The sequence below is a fragment of the Reichenbachiella sp. 5M10 genome (genome assembly GCF_002742335.1).
Taxonomy (GTDB): Bacteria; Bacteroidota; Bacteroidia; order Cytophagales; family Cyclobacteriaceae; genus Reichenbachiella.
This window is the reverse complement of record NZ_MDGR01000007.1, coordinates 1,570,858-1,593,454: the sequence shown is the minus strand read 5'-3', so window position 1 is coordinate 1,593,454 and position 22,597 is coordinate 1,570,858. Positions and strand designations below refer to the sequence as shown.

17 protein-coding genes are annotated in these 22,597 nt (G+C 45.2%); 10 read left to right on the top strand and 7 right to left on the bottom strand.

The annotated features are described in order from the left end of the window. Positions 1 to 68: 68 nt before the first annotated feature. On the top strand, positions 69 to 1,190 hold the full coding sequence (dnaX, locus tag BFP72_RS06390) for a DNA polymerase III subunit gamma/tau (protein ID WP_099598345.1): 1,122 nt from the start codon (positions 69 to 71) through the stop codon (positions 1,188 to 1,190). On the opposite strand, the gene BFP72_RS06385 is transcribed toward dnaX, so the two are convergent. Continuing rightward, complete coding sequence (locus BFP72_RS06385; protein ID WP_143519962.1) at positions 1,141 to 1,539, bottom strand: hypothetical protein; 399 nt, start codon at positions 1,537 to 1,539, stop codon at positions 1,141 to 1,143. The two genes, dnaX and BFP72_RS06385, sit on opposite strands and share 50 nt — an antisense overlap. Between BFP72_RS06385 and BFP72_RS06380 the strand changes: the two genes are divergently transcribed. Beyond that, the gene (locus tag BFP72_RS06380) at positions 1,526 to 1,765 is read left to right on the top strand and encodes a hypothetical protein (protein ID WP_099598343.1); all 240 of its coding nucleotides are present in this window, start codon (positions 1,526 to 1,528) and stop codon (positions 1,763 to 1,765) included. The genes BFP72_RS06385 and BFP72_RS06380 overlap by 14 nt on opposite strands. Before the next feature lie 68 nt (positions 1,766 to 1,833). Here the strand turns inward: BFP72_RS06380 and BFP72_RS06375 are convergent, their stop codons facing one another. The 3 genes from BFP72_RS06375 to BFP72_RS06365 are packed head-to-tail and all read right to left on the bottom strand — an operon-like array spanning position 1,834 to position 4,775. Next, positions 1,834 to 2,229 carry a response regulator gene (locus tag BFP72_RS06375; RefSeq protein WP_099598342.1) on the bottom strand — a complete coding sequence of 132 codons (396 nt, stop codon included), beginning with the start codon at positions 2,227 to 2,229 and terminating at the stop codon, positions 1,834 to 1,836. A 6-nt stretch (positions 2,230 to 2,235) separates the two neighbouring features. Beyond that, positions 2,236 to 4,137: a LysM peptidoglycan-binding domain-containing protein gene (locus tag BFP72_RS06370; RefSeq protein WP_099598341.1), complete on the bottom strand. Its 1,902-nt coding sequence runs from the start codon at positions 4,135 to 4,137 to the stop codon at positions 2,236 to 2,238. Next, positions 4,134 to 4,775 (bottom strand): O-methyltransferase, encoded by a 642-nt coding sequence (locus tag BFP72_RS06365; RefSeq protein ID WP_099598340.1) that lies wholly within the window; start codon positions 4,773 to 4,775, stop codon positions 4,134 to 4,136. Before BFP72_RS06365 ends, BFP72_RS06370 begins: the two co-directional genes overlap by 4 nt. A gap of 142 nt (positions 4,776 to 4,917) precedes the next feature. On the opposite strand from BFP72_RS06365, the gene BFP72_RS06360 reads away from it, so the two are divergent. Next, positions 4,918 to 5,541: a deoxynucleoside kinase gene (locus BFP72_RS06360; RefSeq protein ID WP_099598339.1), complete on the top strand. Its 624-nt coding sequence runs from the start codon at positions 4,918 to 4,920 to the stop codon at positions 5,539 to 5,541. Positions 5,542 to 5,606: 65 nt separating this feature from the next. After that, the gene (locus BFP72_RS06355; protein ID WP_099598338.1) at positions 5,607 to 7,613 is read left to right on the top strand and encodes a dihydrofolate reductase; all 2,007 of its coding nucleotides are present in this window, start codon (positions 5,607 to 5,609) and stop codon (positions 7,611 to 7,613) included. Between the two features lie 68 nt (positions 7,614 to 7,681). Here the strand turns inward: BFP72_RS06355 and BFP72_RS06350 are convergent, their stop codons facing one another. After that, positions 7,682 to 8,323 (bottom strand): peroxiredoxin, encoded by a 642-nt coding sequence (locus tag BFP72_RS06350; RefSeq protein WP_099598337.1) that lies wholly within the window; start codon positions 8,321 to 8,323, stop codon positions 7,682 to 7,684. A gap of 467 nt (positions 8,324 to 8,790) precedes the next feature. Here BFP72_RS06350 and BFP72_RS06345 point away from each other — a divergent pair, with 467 nt between their 5' ends. The 5 genes from BFP72_RS06345 to BFP72_RS06325 all read left to right on the top strand — a co-directional run bounded on the left by BFP72_RS06345 (position 8,791) and on the right by BFP72_RS06325 (position 17,018). Beyond that, positions 8,791 to 12,855, top strand: coding sequence for a pectinesterase family protein (locus tag BFP72_RS06345; protein WP_099598336.1), 4,065 nt, complete (start codon positions 8,791 to 8,793; stop codon positions 12,853 to 12,855). Between the two features lie 256 nt (positions 12,856 to 13,111). Beyond that, complete coding sequence (locus tag BFP72_RS06340; RefSeq protein WP_099598335.1) at positions 13,112 to 13,732, top strand: AhpC/TSA family protein; 621 nt, start codon at positions 13,112 to 13,114, stop codon at positions 13,730 to 13,732. 7 nt (positions 13,733 to 13,739) lie between these two features. Continuing rightward, a complete protein-coding gene (locus BFP72_RS06335; protein ID WP_099598334.1) occupies positions 13,740 to 14,516 on the top strand; it encodes a hypothetical protein in 777 nt (258 codons plus the stop codon). A 224-nt stretch (positions 14,517 to 14,740) separates the two neighbouring features. Continuing rightward, positions 14,741 to 15,739, top strand: coding sequence for a lytic murein transglycosylase B (mltB, locus tag BFP72_RS06330; RefSeq protein ID WP_099598333.1), 999 nt, complete (start codon positions 14,741 to 14,743; stop codon positions 15,737 to 15,739). Between the two features lie 37 nt (positions 15,740 to 15,776). Continuing rightward, on the top strand, positions 15,777 to 17,018 hold the full coding sequence (locus BFP72_RS06325) for a M28 family metallopeptidase (protein WP_099598332.1): 1,242 nt from the start codon (positions 15,777 to 15,779) through the stop codon (positions 17,016 to 17,018). 227 nt (positions 17,019 to 17,245) lie between these two features. Here the strand turns inward: BFP72_RS06325 and BFP72_RS06315 are convergent, their stop codons facing one another. Continuing rightward, on the bottom strand, positions 17,246 to 18,661 hold the full coding sequence (locus tag BFP72_RS06315; RefSeq protein WP_099598331.1) for an ATP-binding protein: 1,416 nt from the start codon (positions 18,659 to 18,661) through the stop codon (positions 17,246 to 17,248). A 150-nt stretch (positions 18,662 to 18,811) separates the two neighbouring features. Between BFP72_RS06315 and BFP72_RS06310 the strand changes: the two genes are divergently transcribed. Continuing rightward, positions 18,812 to 19,465: a hypothetical protein gene (locus BFP72_RS06310; protein ID WP_143519961.1), complete on the top strand. Its 654-nt coding sequence runs from the start codon at positions 18,812 to 18,814 to the stop codon at positions 19,463 to 19,465. A gap of 120 nt (positions 19,466 to 19,585) precedes the next feature. Here the strand turns inward: BFP72_RS06310 and BFP72_RS06305 are convergent, their stop codons facing one another. Further along, positions 19,586 to 22,597 carry a contractile injection system tape measure protein gene (locus BFP72_RS06305; protein WP_099598329.1) on the bottom strand — a complete coding sequence of 1,004 codons (3,012 nt, stop codon included), beginning with the start codon at positions 22,595 to 22,597 and terminating at the stop codon, positions 19,586 to 19,588.

Here is a 22,597-nt window from a genome sequence, read left to right as displayed (position 1 = left end):
CCTTTCTACTTTCAAATATTTCCTAGGGACATTTATAATATAATGAAGTGGATGTTTAAATTGCACGCATGGAGAATTTCGTAGTATCGGCAAGAAAATACAGACCTCTGGGCTTTGATGAAGTAGTGGGACAAAGCCACATTACGACTACTCTCAAAAATGCCATTGACAACAACCACTTGGCTCAAGCCCTGTTATTTTGTGGACCAAGAGGAGTAGGTAAAACAACCTGTGCACGTATTCTCGCGCGAATGGTCAACAAATTTGAAGACCAAAACAATACGGATGCTGTCAACACACTTAACATCTACGAACTTGATGCAGCCTCCAACAACTCTGTGGAGGACATTAGAAACCTGATCGATCAGGTACGTTACCCTCCCCAGCAAGGTTCATTCAAGGTATACATCATTGATGAGGTTCACATGCTCTCCAATCAGGCCTTCAATGCGTTCTTGAAGACACTGGAAGAACCTCCATCGTATGCGATATTTATCCTTGCGACGACAGAAAAGCACAAAGTCATCCCTACGATCCTATCCAGATGTCAAATCTTTGACTTCAACAGGATCGAGATCGATGACATCACTTACCAGCTCAAAAAGATAGCAAGTAATGAGGGCATAGAGGCTGAAGACGAGGCACTACACCTCATCGCCCAAAAAGCTGACGGAGCCTTACGGGATGCATTGTCGATCTTCGACTTGATCGTTACCTTTTCTTCTGGCAGCAAGGTCACCTACCAAGACACGATCAAAAATCTGCATGTCCTAGATTACGATTACTTCTTCAAACTCTCAGATCATTTGTATCACGAAGACATCTCTTCGTCGCTGTTGATCTTTGATGAGATTTTACGAAACGGATTTGACGGACACAACTTTCTTGTCGGGCTCACGGAGCATTTTAGAAATTTGATGGTCTGCAAAGATGCTCAAACGGTCAAATTACTCAATGTATCGAAGAGCATCGAACAAAAATACACTGAGCAGGCCAAAGCGATCAGCCTCTCTTTCCTCATGTCTGGCCTCAACATCCTCAACCAAGCGGATCTACAATACAAATCCAGTAAAAATCAAAGGTTGCATGTCGAACTGGCCTTGATGAAACTAGGCTACCTCAATCAGGCTTTTCAATTGTCTACCAGCACCGAGTCGCAGGTAAAAAAAAAATTGATAGCGACAGCCTAACAGCTCCAGCTCCGAAAAGTGCAGTTCCTGTCGCTCCTAAAACTGCACCAACGACTCCACCTCCTAGTGCGCCAAAACCGACACCACGAACCCCTCCTACAGGCAACTTATCTCCACAATCCAAAGAGACCCCAAACCTCAAAGACATATTCAAAAAGCCACAAGCTGTAGAAAACACAACTGTACCCGCAGAAGAAACACCTGTCATCGTCGAAAACACACCAGTAACTAAGGAATTGATCTCAGAAAAAATCACAGAATACATCAACAAATTCTCTCCATCTGTCTCCGTCAAAAATGTCCTTAAACGCCCGTTTGTTCTCAATGAACTAACTATGGAGTTTCCCATATCCAACCGTGTCGAGTCAAGCATGGTCCAAAATATCGAAGTACAAATGCTCGAGTACCTCCGAACAGAGCTTAGAAACTCCATGATCCAAATTGGGTACAAATTTTCGGACAAAGTAGAAGACCGGAAGCCCTACACGAGCACTGAAATCTACGCTGCTATGGCCCGAAAGAATCCAACCTTGCACAAGCTCCGAGATGCTTTGGGATTGGATACAGAATTCTAATCATCCACATCAGCAACTGTGGATCTCACATACCTTATCAACAACATGGCTATCTCATGATCATGACTCTACATCCACGCGCCCATGCGTGCACAACTTTCTAAAGTCAAGGGTTTGGTCATGAAATAATTGATTTCACTATTGATCAATAGTCGTTCGAGGTGAGCTACCTCTTTGTTGTAGGTCAGCACAACTATCTTGGTCTTCGACTTCTCTAGATAGGTAAGTGAAGCATACTCATGCAAAAACACTTGCCCCTCTACTACGGGGATTTGTACATCAAACAAGATCAATTCGGGCAATTTAGGCCCATTGGACCGTAGATACTCCATCGCCTCCTTCCCACTCGTCACTACTTTGACCTCCCTGGCCAGCTGTGACTCTACTATCGCCAACTTGTGAGCAAAATTATCCGTGGCATTGTTGTCTATCAACAAGGCCTGCTCACATCTATAATCCCCCATTCTCTCCTACTCCTTTACTCTTATTCTTTCCCCTATCGAAAGGGCAAAATTATCTTTTTGATTGATACGCAGCAAGTCTTCTATTGGCATATTGTACTGTTTAGAAATACTATACATTGTATCCCCAGGGCCTACCACATGAAAATCAACTTGCTCTGGCTCTAACTGAAAAGGGCGCCCCTCTCCATGAATCACCAGCTCCTGTCCAATACGAAGCTCTCCATTTTGTAGATCATTCCATTCCTGAACGTCACTCACGGAGACCCCGTATTTCTTGGATATTCCATATAAGGTCTCCCCTTTTTTGACCGTATGTCGAAAATAACTCCCCTTCTCCTCTTTCTCTAAGTTAGGCTCCACGACTACAGGTTCGACCATAGGTTCTGCTGCAGACTCCCCTACCTCCATAAATTCAGGCAGCTCCTCCTTCTCGACAGGCTCTTCTTCCACTTTGAGTTCCTCTGGCAGAGGCGACTCTACCTCTTCGGGTCCGGGCACATAGGCTTCCTCCTGTGCAGGCTCTAATCGCTCTTGTTCGATCTGGTCCTCTGGTATTTCCTGAAGTTCTTTCGCAGGTATAGTTTCATCTACTGGCATGGCTGGCAGTTCTCTAATCTCTACTGGGACATCCTTTGGTCTACGCTTTCTGAGCCACATCACACGACCTGCCACGAGTGGATCGATAGTCATCATGCGATTGAGTCGAGCCAGTTTATGCATTTTGACACCAAACTTCTGCGACACCTTCCAAAGTGTCTCCCCCTGTTGCACCGTGTAGTAATAGGTCTGTCCACGATTTCTTTTGGACCGTAGGTAGTACACCTCTCCCACTTCCAAACCATCTGTCACCTGAATATCATTGTATTTGGCAAAGCGCTCAGGTTCAATCCCTGCTTCGCGAGAAAGCTTGATCACTCCATCACCTGGCTTGGCCAAAACCGTAGGTAGCCCATTGATTTTGATAAAGATACTCTCGTTGGTATTGAGACCTTTGCTCAGTGACGGAAACATCTTTTCGAACTGGCTCTTAGGCTCATCGGATTTGGCTGCAGCTGGCTTTTCCACACCACCGCTGATTTTCACGATACCTTTCATATTGCCCTTGACGGGAACGATGACCACATACGTTTTCTCCTCAGGTACTTTGCCTGATTTGAGCCATTTGTTGTATTGCTTGAGGTCTGTTTCGCTAACATTCAGCTCACTTGCGATCTTAGACAGTGTCTTGCCTCCCCCTTGCTCAAACTCGATGAGTTGCATCCCTTCACTATGCTTCTTCTCCATCACATGCTCAAACGCAATCTTATGTGCCAAACACCGCTTGACATACCAGTGTGTCTTGCGATCTATTGTCATGCGATTTGCCCCGAACTGGTCCTTGTCCACGTACTTTGCTGCTCCTCCACGCCCAGTCATATGCGCTAGAAGCGTATAGATCCAATTGTTGAAATAAAAATTGTGTCGTTTAAAGTACTTAGAAGCACCTACTGTAGACGCCACTATATTCAATCGCTCGTCCACACTGCGATCAATACGAAGTCCCACTTCCCTTCCAGTAAAATCCTTGAACTGCCAAAAACCAACCGCATTGGCAGAAGAGACAGCATCCGATATCAATGCACTTTCTTGCAAAGACAAGTACTTGAAGTCATCCGGGACATTTTCTTTCTTCAGTGTTTTTTCGATGATGGGAAAATAGAGTCTTGCACGATCCGCCTTGATCTCAAAGTACTTCTCACTGTTGGTGAGCATATCTACATCTTTTTGGATTTCGTTGCGTGCGGCATCTGTGATCTTGAGTTTCATCCCCGCAAACTCCATAGACGATGGGACTTTGGGACGATACGGATCCTCAGCATGGAGCGAAAAACCTATCAAAAAAAGAAGAACAATCAAACTATATCTCATAATACACGGGCAATCATAAGCCCATCTCGCACAGGCATGAGTACATTTTCTACTTGAGGATGTTCCTGCACATATTGGTTAAACGCCAGCAATGCACGTGTATCCCTATCCGTACTTTTAACTTCTTCGACCACCTTGCCACTCCATAGGACATTGTCAGCAATGATGAAACCTCCTCGTCGCATTTTGGGTAGTACCCTATCAAAATACGCTTGGTAATTGGACTTATCTGCATCAACAAACACCAAGTCAAAAGTCTCTTCCAATTGAGGAATGACTTCTAGAGCATTGCCCACTCGATAATCAATCTGCTGAGCATAAGGTGACTCGGCGATGTAAGCACGGACCCGTTCTTCTAGTTCTTCGTTGACATCAATGGTAATCAATCGTCCTTCTGCGGGCATTCCCTCAGCCAGACATAAAGCAGAATAGCCTGTGTAGGTTCCAATCTCCAGTATACAAAGAGGTCTGAGCATATGCGAATACATAGACAATATCCGGCCTTGCATATGTCCCGACAACATTCTGGGACGGAGTACCTGAAGGTGTGTTTCTCGTTCTATTTTCGTCAGCAATGCACTGGAAGGTGAGCTATGCTGCTCGGCGTATCGCTGTATGTCTCTATCTATAAATTCCAAAATAATCTAAGTCAAAAGGTGGAGCAATTCTAGCCTAAATCAATGCCATTCGCAACAAAGAAAAGGGGATTCATCCTATCTCAAATCGCGTCATTCCCTTTATTATTGCTCACGATATACAACCCAAAAAAAAATCAACACCATGATCAAACATGTCGCCATAGCGGGAAACATCGGAGCGGGCAAAACTACTCTCACCAAAATGCTTGCCAAACACTACGGATGGGAAGTAGAACTAGAGGAAGTCGACAACAATCCCTATCTCGAAGATTTTTATGAGGACATGGCTAAATGGTCCTTCCATTTACAAATCTTCTTTTTGAACAGCCGCTTCCGACAGGTCAATCAAATTGCCCAACGAGACAAACCAGTCATTCAAGACCGAACAATCTACGAAGACGCCTATATCTTCGCCAAGAGCCTATACGACCAAGGAGACTTTAGCCAACGAGACTATGACAACTACCTCTCCTTATTTGAATCGATGATACAATATGTCAAGCCTCCAGACTTACTCATCTTCTTGAAAGCGGATATAGATCAACTGGTCCGTAACATTGAGAAACGAGGACGAAACTATGAGAAAACCATACGTATCGATTACCTCCGTGAATTACGGGATCACTACGAAGAATGGATTGGTAGCTACCATGAAGGCAAACTCCTTATTTTGGATATCAATAAGTTGAATTTTGTCGAACGCTCGGAGGATTTTGCTCAGATTGTCTCAAATATCGACAGAGAACTATTTGGCCTCTTCAGTTGACGTTTAGGCATTTTGATCACGAAGTATTAAATTGCCTCAGTCAAATTTAATCACGAAATAATACCATGAACAACCGACTCACGCTCCTACTCCTACTCACTATGCTCGTAGCATGTCAAAAAAATGATATCCCAGAGACCAGCAAAAAGCAGAAATTCAAATTCTGGACAGAGCAATTTGCCGACCTCAAAATCTACCGCTATCAAGTCCCTGGTTTTGAACAGCTCTCCCTCGATCAGAAAAAACTCGTTTACTTCTTGACACAAGCAGGCCTCAGCGGTCGGGACATCATCTATGATCAAAACTATCGCCACAACCTACGGATACGTCAAACGCTTGAAACCATCGTGGAGCATTATCAAGGAGACCGAGAGTCCAAGGACTGGAAACGCTTCATGACCTATACCAAGAGAGTCTGGTTTGCCAACGGCATCCACCATCACTACTCGATGAACAAAATCATGCCTGATTTCTCTTCCGAATACTTTGACATGCTGTTGGATGCCACCCAACAAGAACTTGAAGAAGAAATTCTCAATGCCATATTTGATCAATCCTATGACAACAAAAAAGTAAATCTCGATGAGAGCAAAGGGCTACTCCTAGGTTCGGCCACCAATTTCTATGACTCGGATGTGACAGCAGACGAAGTAGAACAGTTTTATCAAAGCATCATAGACCCCAACACCAATGAACCTATCTCATATGGGTTGAACTCCAAGATTACTCGCAACAAAGACGGTCAGCTCACCGAAGAGCTGTGGAAATCAGGTGGTATGTACGGCAGAGCCATCGACCAAATCATCTATTGGCTCTACAAAGCCGCCTCAGTCGCCGAAAACGAAGCTCAAAAACAAGGGCTACAACTCCTCATCAAATACTACCAAACTGGTGACTTGAAAACATGGGACGAGTACAATGTCGTATGGGCAGCAGCCACCGAAGGAGACATCGACTACATCAACAGCTTCATCGAAGTATACAATGACCCTTTGGGTTATAGAGGTTCCTATGAATCTATCGTGCAAATCAAAGATTTTGATGCATCGGAGCGCATGAAAGTACTCTCAGACAATGCACAATGGTTTGAAGATCACTCGCCGATACAAGATGAGCATAAGAAAGCCAACGTAACAGGAGTCAGCTACAAAGTCGTCAACGTCGTGGGAGAAGCTGGAGACTCGTCACCTGCGACACCTATAGGTATCAACCTTCCCAATGCAGATTGGATCAGAAGCAAACACGGGTCAAAATCCGTCAGTCTGGGAAACATCATCGATGCATACAAACAAGGAGGAAGCAGCGGATTGACTGAAGAGTTTGCCTTCTCTCCTCATGAAGTCAAAAGAGCTGAAGAATACGGTGTACTGGGAGACAAGATGCATACGGCGCTACACGAGGTGATCGGCCATGCCTCGGGCCAACTCAACCCTGGTGTAGGCACTCCCAAAGAAACACTTAAAAACTATGCATCAACCCTAGAAGAAGGTCGAGCTGATCTAGTAGGCTTGTACTTTCTGATGGACCCTAAACTGGTCGAACTTGGACTCATCCCCAGTCTCGAAGTGGGCAAGGAAGAATACGACAGCTACATACGCAACGGTATGCTGGTACAACTGCGACGATTGAAGCCTGGTGAACAAATAGAGGAAGCTCACATGCGCAATCGTGCTTGGGTCTCTCGTTGGTCATACGAGCAGGGAATCGCCAACAACGTCATCGAAAAAATCATCAAAGATGACAAAACCTACTTCGTCATCAACGACTATGATAAACTCCGTGAGATTTTCGGAAGGCTACTGCGTGAGACCCAGCGTATCAAGTCCGAAGGGGATTACAATGCCGCCAAAGCACTCGTTGAAAACTATGGCATCAAGGTTGACCCTGTCATTCACTCCGAAGTCCTAGCCCGTACCGAAAAACTAAATATTGCACCTTATGGCGGCTTCATCAATCCTATCTTGGAACCCGTCCTGGACGAACAAGGCAACATCATCGACATAACCATCGAATACCCAACTGATTTCACAGAACAAATGATCTACTACGGGGACAAATATTCTTTCTTGTAAGGGCTCTTGAGTACAAAAAAAGGTGTGTTTGCTAAGCAAACACACCTTTTTTAAGTATCCCGAAGTACTCACTTCAGATCAGGCTGAGGAGTCATCCTCAAATATGGCTTGATCTCTGTATATCCCTTAGGGAAAATAGCAGGAATATCGGCCGTCTCGACCGCTGGTACGACCACACAATCCTCACCACTCTGCCAGTTGGCTGGAGTAGCTACTTTGTGATATGCAGTCAACTGCAGTGAATCGATCACGCGCAGTAGCTCATCAAAATTCCTACCTGTTGAAGCCGGATAAGTGATGATCAATTTGACCTTCTTATCATTGCCAATTATATAGACAGACCTAACCGTCAAATTGTTGTTGGCATTGGGATGAATCATATCATAGAGGTTAGAGACCTTCTTGTCCTCATCCGCAATGATTGGAAAATTCACAGTCGTATTTTGCGTTTCATTGATATCGTTGATCCAGCCCTTGTGTGATTCGAGTCCATCCACGCTGAGTGCTACCACTTTGACATTTCTCTTGTCAAACTCTGCTTTGTATTTGGCCACCGTGCCAAGCTCAGTAGTACATACAGGCGTGTAGTCTGCGGGGTGAGAAAATAAGATTCCCCAACCGTCACCGAGCCATTCGTGAAAGTTGATTTTGCCCTCTGTCGTTTGGGCAGTAAAGTTCGGAGCTTCGTCTCCAAGTCTAATTGTACTCATGATTTATTTGATTAAATGGTTTCAACAATAATACGGATAAACACCAAAGACATCTGTCTTGACAGTCCTAATTCATCCTAAAAAAATCTGTAATTACACACATGTGTTTTGGCTGTTGATTTGATCAACAACAAGCCATACAATGATTCCGAGTCCCTATTTGCAATAAGACAAATGAATAGATATTGGTCATCTACTTTACTTTGGGTTAATGGGGAATTCAACGGAATCTACTCTCAATGGATTCATGATACCTCAACTATTCTATCATTTTTTTCTCTTCCACCTAATCAAAAGTGTGACAGATACACTTTTTCTATTCACGCTATGAAATTGTGAATTTATGAATAGTCGATTTTCACGCCCCCGATGACCTTTAGACCCTGATTGCAAAGGTCGTGTATACACCTACTCGGTATCTCCTCCTTTCGCATTGGATCGAAAGACCATTAAATGAAGACTAAATTATGAAAAAAACTTACTTCGCTATTGTAGCATTGTTGGTTTGCTCACTATGGGCAAACGCGCAACTCGCAGGGACAGTCACCTACGAGTTTTTGGACGAAACCATCATAGACTCAGGTATGAGTACAGATGGACTAGTCGACTGGACCGCTGGATACCACGGGGGCACTTACGGCATGAACATGAAGCTCGGTGACGAGATCAATGTCAAAGTCTCAGGAAGTAGCACCATTCGATTTTTGGGATCAAAACACTCTGGACTAGAACTCACGGGTACCGCTCTCGAATCTGGAGATTTGGGAACTCTGACCACCAAAGTAGAAACAGATCTATCTGACACCTACTCATTTGTCTATTCAGGACCAGAGACCACACTTAACTTCAAAGCAGTAGAAGGAACCGGTAGTGACATCTACCTGCCCTCTATTGAAGTGATCCCCGCACAATCAGGTGCTACAGCGACTACTGCAGAGACCAGTATCATCTACTATTATGACTTGCGAGATGGCAGCATCATCCCTACAGATACCGATGGTCAGTCGGATATCAATGCTGGTTTGATCGGCGTGATCGTGGGGACAAGCAACGCATTCGGATACAATGGGGATGATCACGGTTCGGTTTTGAAAACGGGCAACCAAATTGTACTAGATGTAGCAGGCAACTCCTACATCAAAATAGGGGGATGTGTCTACTCTGGGGGCACTATTGCGATCTCTAGCGAATCAGGGGAGTTTGACATCACCGAATCTGACAATACCGCTGGTGAATATGACAATGACAACTATACGCTAGACATCCTGTATGTAGGCGAAGCAGGGAGCGTAACTTTGGATTTTACAGGCACCAATTACGTCCCCTATTTAGAGGTAGCTCCGATTCCATACGAAGTGCAAATCGGCCCCTCGTACCCGAATTCGAACGGATTGGTTGACGTATGGGATTTCGGAGCGGCACAGCTAGACGAAGCTACTTACAAAAATAATCTAACCGTCGACATCATCAATGCTTGGTATGCAGATACCGAAGCAGGCACTGCGGGACCTACACTACCAAGCTTCACGGCAGATGTACTGAGCTGGGTCGGTGGAGGAAATGACAGACTCCGCTCTACCAACGAAAGCCTGACACGATACGATGACAATATCGCTGGTGCAGAAGAGTACACGGGACGAGTCTACGTCAATGCTTCTGCAGCGACCACCCGATACATGAGTTTGACTCTCTACGAAGATGATGAAGTCACGATGATTGTCAAAACCGACGCAGGTGGAAACCTAAACTTCGACTATGCAGAAGACCCTACGCTCCAATCCGATCAAATCGAACTCGGAAGTGATATCGTCGAAGTAAAATTCGTGGCTCAGCACAAAGGAATTTACCACATCTACGATGACTTAGGCAAACCAAGCTACTATAGGATCTACCGCAAGGATGCTACGTATGCAGACTTGACAGGTAGCATAGACGTCACAGCCGCGACAGACATACCTGAGGGATACTCGATCTCCTTTACCAATGAAGTCGGCAAAACTTGGATTGCAGATCAATCGAGCAACAGCTACAGTGTTTCATTGCCGGCGGGCTACAGCTATACCTTGGGACTGACAGATGCCAATGGGTACGTGATCAGTACGGAGAGCACATTGGCTGTGACAGCAGAAACGACTACTTATGATTTGACACTTGAGAAAGTAGAGCTCTACACCGTGACAGGGAGTATCACTGGTCTCGACGATCAGCTCATGGACTTGGAGTTGAACTACAGCGCAGATGGCAAAATCTACCAACCAGAACCAAGTATAGATACAGAAGCTGGTACATACAGTGTGCAACTCGAGCCCAACACGAGTTACACGATTACAGCCAAAGGAGTCAACGACTATGAATTGACCGAAAGTACAGTATCTATCACGGCAGATGCGACAAAAGCCATTGCTTTCACAGAGAAGGCGCTCTTTGATGTTGTCATTACTACAGAAGGACTGACTGACGACCAGGTCGCCAAATTAGGCCTAGTATTCACCAACCTCTACGAGGAAGGCTATGAATATGATTTCCCATCAGCAAGTGATGTTCAGCTAAGAACTGGGACTTACTCGGTAGCCTATACAGGACTGGACGAGTCGCCAGTGCAATTGGCTCCCACTTCGAATCTGACAATAGAAGCAGCGGATGTCAGCAAAACACTTTCGTTCACCACTGTGACCCAATGGAACTTTGACGATCAAGTCATCGAAAGTGGTACAACTACAGCCTACAAGGGGCTGTTGTTCTCAGGAGTCATCGCGAACCAGATCAGCAAAGGGCACTTGACAGCAAAAGCAGACGCCACGATCCAAGTCCCTGTCAACGCGGGAGACAAAGTGACTATTACGTATTACTACGAGGCGGACTTTTCCATCGAAGGGGGCGAAGCAATCACGACTACCAGTGGCAGTACGAGCACCTTGGAGAGTGTGAACTACAACTACACAGGTTCAGAATCTGGGCACATCACGCTGACCATCGGCGCAAGTGTAGGGACGACATACATCACGCAGATAGCGACACAGCAAGCCGTAGACTATAGCGAAACATTGACGGTCGGCGCAAACAAGGATTTTGAAACGATCAATGAGGCTTTAGACGCAGTCTCAAAAATGGCTCGTGAAAGTGATCAGCGCGTCACCATCATGATTGATCCAGGCAACTATGAAGAGATGTTGGTGATCCGTGTGACTAATGTCACCTTGAAAAACGCAGCAGCTATTCCAGATATCTCCCTAACCAACGCAGGTGTGGATATCTCTGATCAAGCCGTCAGAATCACTTCTTACTATGGGCACGGCTACAGCTATTACAGCATGGGCAATGACCAAAAATGGAATGAAGACGTACTCCGTGTCAACAAAGCCAACGGTTCACTCTCCTATGAGAATGCTGGAAGTGGCACCACCAACGGTTCGTATTGGAACGCTACGGTGGTCGTGAGTGCAGATGGGTTCGAAGCTGAAGACATCATCTTCGAAAACTCATTCAACCAATACATATCCAAAAAAGAATCCGAAGACAAAGTCGTCATGTGGGCATCAGGTAGCAAGGGAGAGAGACCTACTACTGCTGGTAGCACAGAGGTGCAAAACAAGAGTTTTGTAGAAAGAGCCGCTGCGATAGCCATTACGAACGACGTAGACAAAGTGGTACTCAACAAATGCCGAGTGGTTGGTAGACAAGACTCCTTCTATGGAGGTACAGGATCAAGAGTAGTCGTCTACAAAGGTGCTATGATGGGTGCTACAGACTACATCTTTGGTGGCATGACAGCCGTATTTTACCAAACTGACCTGGTCATGAATACCAGCGAAGACAAAAATGACAGATGCTATATCACCGCCGCCCAACAAAGCAGTGGTCGTGGGTACTTGATGTACGAATGCACCATCACCTCAGCGACTCCAGGCTCAGAAACTGCCTCAGCGTATCGCTCTAAGCCTGGGTACTTTGGGCGTCCATGGCAGGGAGCAACCAGTGAGGTAGTCTTCTACAACACGACCATCGAGACCACCAACTTCCCAGACAACGACGGAGAATCGTTGATCGCTGCAGAAGGCTGGTTGAGTACGCTGGGAGGTGAGTCTCCAGGTATGTATGAGTTTGGGACGACCGAACTATCAGGTGCTGACAATTCGGGTAGTCGAGCGAGCTGGTCTACACTCTTGACCGAAGCAGTACTCAGTGACGATAGTGAAATCTCGAACTTTACCTTTACCAAAGGAAATGACGACTGGGATCCCCTACCAGGGCTAGTGACTGCCGAGGAGGAGGAGGAAGAGGAAGAGGAAGAAGAGATTCTGTCCACACCTGCCATTCCTGTTTCTGATATTCAAATCTATGCTTATGAAAACCAAATACGAATCGGCAATGTCACTTCCAAAACACAAGTAAAAGTGTACAACCTGATGGGACGAATGGTTAGATCTTTGGAAACAAACACGAATACGATTTTTAGTCTCAACAACGGGCTTTGGATAGTCATGGTCAACTCAGCTGACGGTCAAAAAGCTGTGAAAGTGTTAACACGCTGATCCTATATTCGAAGTACCACCTCAAAAGGATGTCTAGTCATAGACATCCTTTTTTTTGTAAAAAAGAAGACAGTACAAGCATTACTCGGCTCTACACCAGATTAATTCACAATTTCTTAACTCCATATTTCGAGGAAACAACCTATTTTTGTGTCTCCTCCTGTATAAATTCGGCTAGCTACTATTTCTGTTTCAATCTTTAGACTATTAATTCATTTGCTCAAAGTGTTTTGACAGTTTAATATTCTAGAAAATAATGTTGAGAAAAATCCTAGCTGGAGGGCTACTTCTGTTTGTTTTTACCACGATTGGTCTACTGTTTTGGCAACAAGAACTACAGTACTCCTTACCTACCCCTGTTCCTTCGGATTATCAAGTCGTCCCCGTCAACGAGGTGTTGACCATCGCAGACTCTACGCTTGCTCCTATTTCCAAACCAGTCTTGTACCACTTTTTCAAACCAGGCTGCCCTTGTTCACGGTTCAACATCCAGCACTTCGAAGCACTACGCAGACAATTTGGAACTAAGATTGATTTTGTAGTTGTCGTCCCTGACGGGAGTGATTACGAATCTTCACTGGACTATTTCGACACGAACCTCATCGTCACCGAAGACAAAAACCAACTACTCGCCCACGAGTTTGGGGTATACTCCACCCCTCAAGCCGTGATCGTCACCACTGACCGAAAACTATACTACCGAGGCAACTACAACAAAGCCCGCTACTGTACAGACCCTGGGAGCAACTTTGCCCAGATGGCGCTAGACTCGCTCGCGCTGGGCCGCCGAGCTCCAGACTTTGGTCTGTTGTCCACTGTAGCCTACGGCTGTGGTCTACCCAACGAAGAATTTAACTTATGGAAACTTTCACTTTGACCTCAATATGAGCAACAAATCAAAACTACTGAACAAGGAACAAGCAGCTAAAATCCTAGCTCCTCACTACGCCAAAGCAGACACCTACATGACACGGGTCCTATGGGTACACGCAGGGATAGGGTTATTCTTAGCCATTTTTTACAATACTTGGGTTTTGGCTATCGCTATAGGAGCACTCTCTTTGATCGCTTGGTATGGCATCAAAGCTCTCCTACCCGAGGGCAACCTACATCGTTACATTGCCAGCACCATGCTCGGCGTATTCGTAGGGCTCTTCATCTATCAGATGCACGGTATGTTTGAAATGCATTTTTTCGCATTTATCAGTGCTGCGATTCTGATCATCTACCAAGACTGGAAAATGCAAGTCCCGCTCATCTCATTTGTCGTGGGGCATCATGCTATCTTTGCCTATGCACAGTTTGCAGGTGTACCGGACGTATACTTCACTCAACTTCAATACATGGACTTACAAACTTTCATTTTCCATGCTGTACTGGCTGCCGCTATCGTACTGATCTGTGGCAAATGGAGTCATTCGTTCAGAATCAACACACTCAACGATGCAGTCACCAAACTCCAACTCCGTGCATCCAACAAGAAAATGGCGGACATGAACAAAGCTCTCAACCGAGCGCGTACAGAACTTAAAGAAAAAAATGATGAGCTCAACATCAGCAACGAAGCACTCAATCAGCAAAACGACGAGTTGATCGCTACCACGCAAAAACAAATAGAAATCAACGCCAAACTGACCAATATCGACTGGAAATTGTTTTAAACACAGTATCAGTTGGATTCAAACCTTGTGTAGAATCACAAAAGGAGGTCTTCTTATATGAGATGACCTCCTTTTGTTTAGTTTTTGTCTCATCCTCATATAGCGTCACACAACAGGTTGATTTCACTCAAAATATCTTCCATTCTCCCCTCTATTGTCACCATTGATGTTCAACTTTGTATTCAACAAGTACATTCCATTCACCCTAGCGATACGCACGCCTTATGATGCCATCATGTATTCTTCGGATTTTGTCCCCTCTCCTTTTTCTGCTATCTAGCCTGAGTAGTTTCTCTCAAATCGACCAAACTGATGTAGATGATTTTGTGCGAATCTATGCTATGCAAAATCAGCTCCCTCTCGAAGACATCCATGCCATTGTGACGCAAGCCACCTATCAACCCTCGATCATTGAGAAAATGAACAAGCCTGCCGAAAAAACCATGACATGGACCCGCTATAGAGGCATATTCATGACAGATGACCGGATAGATGCAGGTGTTCAATTCTGGATCACCAACGAGACTACCCTCCAGAACATCAGCCAACAAACAGGCGTACCCGAAAAAATCATCCTTGGAATTCTTGGGGTAGAAACCTTCTTTGGGGCACGTACAGGTACTTACTCTGTACTAGACGCACTGTACACTCTGGCCTTTGGGTACCCCAAACGCTCGAGCTTCTTCAAAGCAGAATTGGGCAAATTTCTAGAACTATGCTCTCGTGAACAACTCGATCCCTTGAGCATTCAAGGCTCCTATGCAGGTGCCATGGGCTACTGTCAATTCATGCCTAGCAGCTATTTGGCCTACGCCAAAAACTACGACGAATCAGGCAGCACAGACTTGATGAACAATGTAGATGACGCCATCGCCAGTGTAGCCAACTATCTCCAAATACACCGATGGCAAACTGGCAAACCTGTAGCGCTCCAAGCCATCGCCACAGGTACCGCCCAACTCCCTCTAGCCAAGCAGTCCCTCAAACCCAAAGAATCATACAGTACTTACCAAGAAATGGGCTTTCGTACTGCCAATGGCAGCAGTACAGACGAAAAAGTCACATTACAAGAGTTCACTCTCGATGAAGGGAATGAATATTGGTTTGGCTTCACCAACTTCTATGTGATCACTCGCTACAACCACAGCCCACTCTATGCACTCGCGGTGTATCAACTCGGTGAAGCCATTCAATCCAAAATGACAGAAAAAAAGAAGCTATAACGTGAAACACCTCTCTTGCCTGTTCATAATATTTGCTATGCTCTCCTACCAACGTGGAGCAGCTCAAGACCTGCCCTATGCTCAAGCAGTGATCAAACAACTCGCTTCTCCGGCCTTCAAAGGCCGTGGCTATGTAGGACAAGGAGACAGCATCGCAGCAGCTTACATTCGAGAGGCATTCGACTCATTGGGTTTGGAGCCTTTCGGCAAAAGCTACCTCCAGCCTTTCACCACCTCAGTCAACACCTTCCCCAGTCAGATGGTCCTCCGTATCAATGGACAGAATCTAACGCCAGGCTTGGACTACCTCATCGATCCAGGCTCCCCTAGTACCCATGGTCATTTTGAAACTGTCACCCTAGACCTTCATGATTTCATCCACCGAGAACACCTCTCTGACATACTCCAATCTACGGCCGGACGATTTCAGATCATCCCTGCCTACAATCCAAAAGACTTTAGTTCAGAAGAACAACAATTGATTGACGAAGTAGTCCACTTCATCAAATACCATCCGGACAATCCTGCAGCAGGCTCCATCTTCCTCACCAGCCAAAAACTCACCTGGGGAGGCTCTACACGACTCCTTGCCAAACCATCCTTCGCACTCACCCAAGACAGTACAGACATACAAACCCTCACCGTCGAGGTAGACAACCAGTGGTACACAGACTACAGTACCCAAAACGTCATCGGCTACACTCCAGGGCACACGACGGACTCTCTCGTCGTACTGACCGCCCACTACGACCATCTAGGAATGATGGGTAGTGAGACCCTCTTCCCAGGCGCCAATGACAATGCCAGTGGGGTTGCCATGCTTCTCAACCTTGCACGACACTACCACGATCATCCTCCTGCCTACACAACAGTATTCATCGCCTTTGGGGGAGAAGAATTGGGGCTATTGGGTTCGAAGTATTTCGTAGAGCATCCCCTTTTCGAACTAGAGCGAATCAAATTCCTATTGAACTTTGACATCTCCGGCACAGGAGATGATGGGATACAAGTCGTCAATGGCTCCATCTACCGTGAGCAATTTGATCGACTGTCGAAGATCAATCAAGAGCAAGATCTACTCACTCAAGTCAAGATCCGGGGAGAATCCTGCAACAGCGACCACTGCTTCTTTTATCAGCAAGGTGTCCCTAGTTTTTTCATCTACACACTCGGAGGGATCCAAGCCTACCACGACATCTATGACCGTTCGGAGACTCTCCCCTTGACCGAATTCGAAGACTATTTCCAGTTGATCACACAGTTCATCGACGGATTATAAATAAAGAGCCCACTTATCACAAATTAAACCTTTAGTATTACCCTGTGATACAGTGGTATCTACATACGGTCATCAAAACCAAATCATAATCATGGGTAAATCACAAGACAGCAAAAAGAGTGTCAAAAAAGAGGCCGTCAAAACACCAAAAGAAAAGAAAGCAGAGAAACGACTAAAAAAATCCAAGCGCAGTTGAGCTCACGTGATGGATTGATAGATTGAGTCGATCAACTATTCTTCTCCTTATGTTGTTCGAGCTTGATGATAGGCGTAAGGATCGCACTAGTCACCACATTGGGGTTGTTCACATCATGGTGTGCTTTGATACAGCCTAGCTTAATAATGTTGGCTATGTTTGCTCCTGTCAACATATAATCCTTAGCCAATTTTTCGGGAAGATTTTCTGGTTCAAACTGATAATTCGTTGGCAATGCTTTCTTCCATAATGTCAATCTTTCTTCCACTCCCGGAGGTGGCATAAAAATAGAGCTCAAGATTCTTCTTCGAAATGCACTATCCAAGTTTTGATTGTAATTACTCGTGAGTATGACCAAGCCTGGAAAGCGCTCAATCTTTTGGAGCAAGTAGGCTACCTCCTGATTGGCGTATCGGTCTCTCGCATCCTTGACCTCCGTCCGTTTGCCAAAGAGCGCATCTGCTTCATCAAAAAAGAGGATACAACGTTTGTGCTCCAATCGCTGAAATATCTTTTCTAGATTTTTCTCTGTCTCCCCGATATATTTGGATACCACTCTAGACAAATCGATACAATATACGTCTATCCCTAGCTCCTTGCCCATGACAGATACAGTCATTGTTTTTCCCGTCCCAGGAGGGCCATAGAGCATCGCTACATAGCCCTTTTTTACTTTGCTCGAAAATGACTCATCACTATACATGGCATCCTGATGACGAACAAAATCCATCAAAAATTTCAACTGATCTGTCACACTTTCTTTGAGGACCAGATCTTCAAATGTCAAATGAGTATCCAATAGCACAGCAGGAAATTCGGTACTAACTCCTACATTGACTTTGGTTCCGGTCATCATCCAGCGATAAAATTCATCATTGAGTTTTAACTTCTGATTGTCCAAAATCTCATTGCGCTCCTCTACAGCTACCACCACCTGCTCTCTAAAAAGTCGAGAATCTACCAACAAGGAATAGTAAACGGCATGGTTGAGGCCTTTGTCTCCTGCGAGTAGATACACTACCGTCCTAAAAGTAGGTGACATAGAACCTCCTCCTTCCTTTTGAACTCCCCCAACCCTGTATGCCAACGAATCTTCTGTCCACAACTGAGACACACTATCCGGCCGAAACTGTGAGAGGTAAACAAAGGCAAGTAAGAACATCTCTCCCTCCGAAAGATTCATTTCTTGCTCCATCTTCAACCACGCAGAACCTTCCAGCCATTGAGGACATGGCGTGATGTCGGAAAGTTTGAGTGGTTCTGAATTGTCGGCGATCTCCCGAATACGCTGATCCATCACTGTTACCACCCAGTCTCTTGCTTTTTGGAACGAATGAAAACCAATCGCTAGGAGTTCTTTCTTGGATTTCTGAAGCTTTTCTTTGTCGTTATCTACTAGAATAGTCGTGCCATTGGACACTGGGGCCACCGATGTGTTTGGATCCATAAAGTATGTTTCGGTATGGGGTTGATTTTTTTATTTCAAATGTAATTAAACTTATATTAAATTGAATTCCTACATCATTGCGCAATAGATAAACTTCGCTTAAAATTGCAGCCACATTACAACCTACTTCTATATCATAACACCAGCCAAATGACAAAACTTATTACAATCCTTCTTGTCTCGTTCGTAACCTTATCAGCCAATGCACAACGTAATGAATCTCAACGCGAAGTTGTCGCAGCACTCAAAACATTAAACCCCAGTTTTAGTGGCAATGCCGAAAACTGTATTCGATACGATGTGTATGCATTCAAATACAAAAAGGTTTGGATAGTAGCACTCAATGAAAGTGAAAATGTTGACTCTTTCATCATCAATGCTCCTCGTACAGAAGAAAGTACTTACGTTGCTTCGTTTCACTTTACTCAAGGACTTGGCAAAATCATCCCTAATCCATTTTATTACAAACAGAAAAACAAAAGAAAAGAGGTCAACGATCTAGAACTCTATCCATACTACAAACTCAAGTGGTCCGGTAAAAAGGCAATGAAAGGACTGCTCTACACCGAAATTACGGACAAGACCGTTCGCCCGAAGTTCTTTCTCTGGAGAGTCTTTGCTAAAAAACAAGACGAGCTAAAAACAGAAGCAGGTTCGCTAAAACCAGGTTTTGAAAACTCAATAAACGGAACCAATGACGAACTCGAAAAAGAAACCAGTGAAGCCATCGAAACTCCTACGGCCCAAGAGGTAATCACAGAAGAGGTACCTGAAAAAAAATCAAAACTCTTTGGTAAAGACTAAGGGGGTAGTGATGCTTGCTGGATTAAGCACGCATCACTACTCCAGTACGAACCAGGAATCATCGAGAATTGAGAGAGGCACAAGTCTCGATGGAACAGCCATATTGAAACAACAGAGACCTCACCTCCATTCGACTTGCACTGGTAATTCCATCCATTTGAATTTTATGATACGGTAAGACCATGGCAGTTTGTCCAACAACATATCGTAGGGTTTTTCTTGCACATGCAAAACGTAGGAGGACTTGTCCAACAATAGCTTTGCCTCTCGAATCAAAAACGACCCCCGCAAATTGCCAATGGTAGAACCTTTGAGCATAGACCAATTGGAAATAACTGCCTCCAGCAAGCCGTCGCAAATCTCCCGTTCTTCCTCTGACAATGAAATCTTCTCAGGTGTAGGCAGGCTAATAGGCATATCTGCCAGGATTTTGAACAAAATCGTGTGCTGCTCGACAACCTCATCCACCCCAAACACCAAATAATGCATCAACTCAACCGCCTTCTGCTTATGCCTAGGCTCCACGAGGTTCTTTTGCTCATCCAGCAACCCCAAACGTCCAAAGAGGCGAGTCAAATATGGGCCTAGCAGCACAATACCCGCGCTGGTAAGAAAAATAGAAGCTTCCAAAGCACCACGTGCCTTTTTCTCAATCTCTCTGTCCACAACCTCTTCCTCTTGAAACAGATCAAAATCTTCCACATCCATTTCCTCACTACCCAACCTTAGAGAGTCATCATAGTCTTGCTCCCCCGCTGTCTCCTTACTTTCTACAATTTTTGCTTCTTCCTCTTCGGCACTACTCCTCGCTCTATCTAATTGTTTCTCAACATCTTCATCCTCTTCGATTGACGACCGAACATCCTCCTCGGTAAGCCTGTCCCCTTCTTCGTCCTGTCCTTGCGGATCACTTCCCTTTGGTTTCGTCTCCGCTTCATCACTCCCCTCCTCAACTCTCTGTTCACTCGCCTCCTCGCTTGTCTTCTCTCCTAACTCCTCTCCTTTCTCTTCATCTCTTTCTTTTGTGAATTCATCGCCACCCTCTTCTTGGGGTACTTCTCCTGTTTTGACAGTCTCTTTTTGCCCCCTTGACTCTTGAGTTTCCTCGTCCGTTCGCTTAGAGATGTCTTCTTCGTTCTGAACTTTATTGTCTCTTTCAATCGATCTATCTACTTCATCTCTTAACTCTTGGTCCCCCTCATCACTGACTATATTTTTTTTGCCATCAACATCTTCTTGTGCATTGACGCTCTCATCCTGTGCTTCCTCACCCTCCTCTCTAGGTTGAGTCCCCTCTCTTGTCTGTTGGCTTAATTCTTCCTCCTTAGCTTGAGTCTCCTCCTTTGCTTCTTGATGCTGTTTCTTTTCATCTTTTTGACCGACAAGCCTCTCCTGGGCATCCTTGGATTGCCCTTTCAGTTGTGTCCCATGTCTCTCACGTGTAACCACTCCAGTCGCAAAATCGGGCAAATCCTGTAGATAGCTATGTCGATCCGATAGATCAAATAATTCATCTACATTCAGCTGAATACCTTCCTCTGTAATCTCTATGAGTCTACGGATCATTCGGTAGAGTCTCACCACTTGCGACTCAGTGAGCAAATCAATAAGGGAAACCAAAACAGATCTATGACTCCTACCCATTTCCAATAGGTAATCGCGCACAGACATTTGAGGCCGGTAGGGCACCTGATCTCTTGAAAGAACCCCCTGTAGGACATACTTCATGATCTCGTGATCTTGGTACAAAGCAGTCGTAAAACTCACCTCTCTCCAGTTTGAGATCAGTGCATCGTCGTATCGTACAGGAGCCATGATTTGTTCGACCTCAATCATAGGTACATTGCTACGTACTATTCGAATCATGACCAACTCGATCTCTCGAAGGCCCATGAACGCAACTACTGGCTTGACTGATTCGGCAAACTGTACCACATCACCCAAGATCCTTTGCACCCACTCCTCGATACTCTCTTCATTTGTCAGTACGTATTCAGGCAGAATCCCCCACATCCAATAAATCAACACCTCCCTCGACGGAGAGTGACTGACTGGAGGTGCTGTAGCAGTTTTTTTGACCACTTCAGTCTCTACTGCCTCTGTCACTTCAATCATCAGATTGTCTGAACTCCCTTTCCACATCTCCTCTACGAGTTGCACAAAATCTCTAAACTCCTCTGTGCTCAACGTATCTGGCTGATCAAGAATTCGTGATTCCTCTATTTTCAATCCTTGCAAAAGCAAACTAATACTAACATGGCTTTGCAACGCCCCACCTGTCAACAACAAGGCGGCCTGCTGCCGAATGATATCACTAGATACTGGTCTATTGACAAGGTATACTTGAGCCAACCGACGAATCAAAGCCTCTCTTTCGGATTGACTCTCTGTCGAGCCCAATCTAAATATCTTGAATGTACGCTGCGCAAAACGTGTCAAAGTACGCGATGCAACGATCGCCTCAGGAAAAAGCCACTCAAAAAAAACAGCCTGATCTTTTGATGGCACCTTCTCCCAAAACTCAGGCGTACCGACCCTGAGCGCTTCTCTGACATATTGTACTCCAAGCAGTGCCGTCAAACGTTGGCGTACTTGTGCCGTCGCACCATAACGTCTGACTACATCAGCAAACTTCACGTTCTCCCTTTGAACCCAATTTTTGAAATAACTCTTCAGCTCAAGGACAACTTCATCTTCCACCCACCATGGCATCACTCCTGTCTGCAAGTAAACCACTTGCCAGTTGGCGGTACGGACATCATACACTTCTCTTGTCTCAGATGCCTTGGTTGTATCAGTATCTACCCCATGACTACTGACCCTTGCTATACTGACCTTCTCTTTGGCTTGATAGTCGTCTAGGGACACAACCAGCGCTTGCCTGAGCTTCTCCTCTAACACTTCTTCGATTTCGTCTACACCGACCACTCCCAGATCAATGGTCAACTCGTTCATGACTATCAACTGGCTATGAGACTTCTGACTAAACACTTCATCGATAACATGGACGAGTCTGGATTTAATCTTATTCTCCACCTGATTGAGCAGTTCCTGTGCGACAGAAGGATCATCTCCTGCGATCTCAAAGCTAAGTGTCCTTACTTTGTTGCTATAATTGCCGCGCGCTTTCAA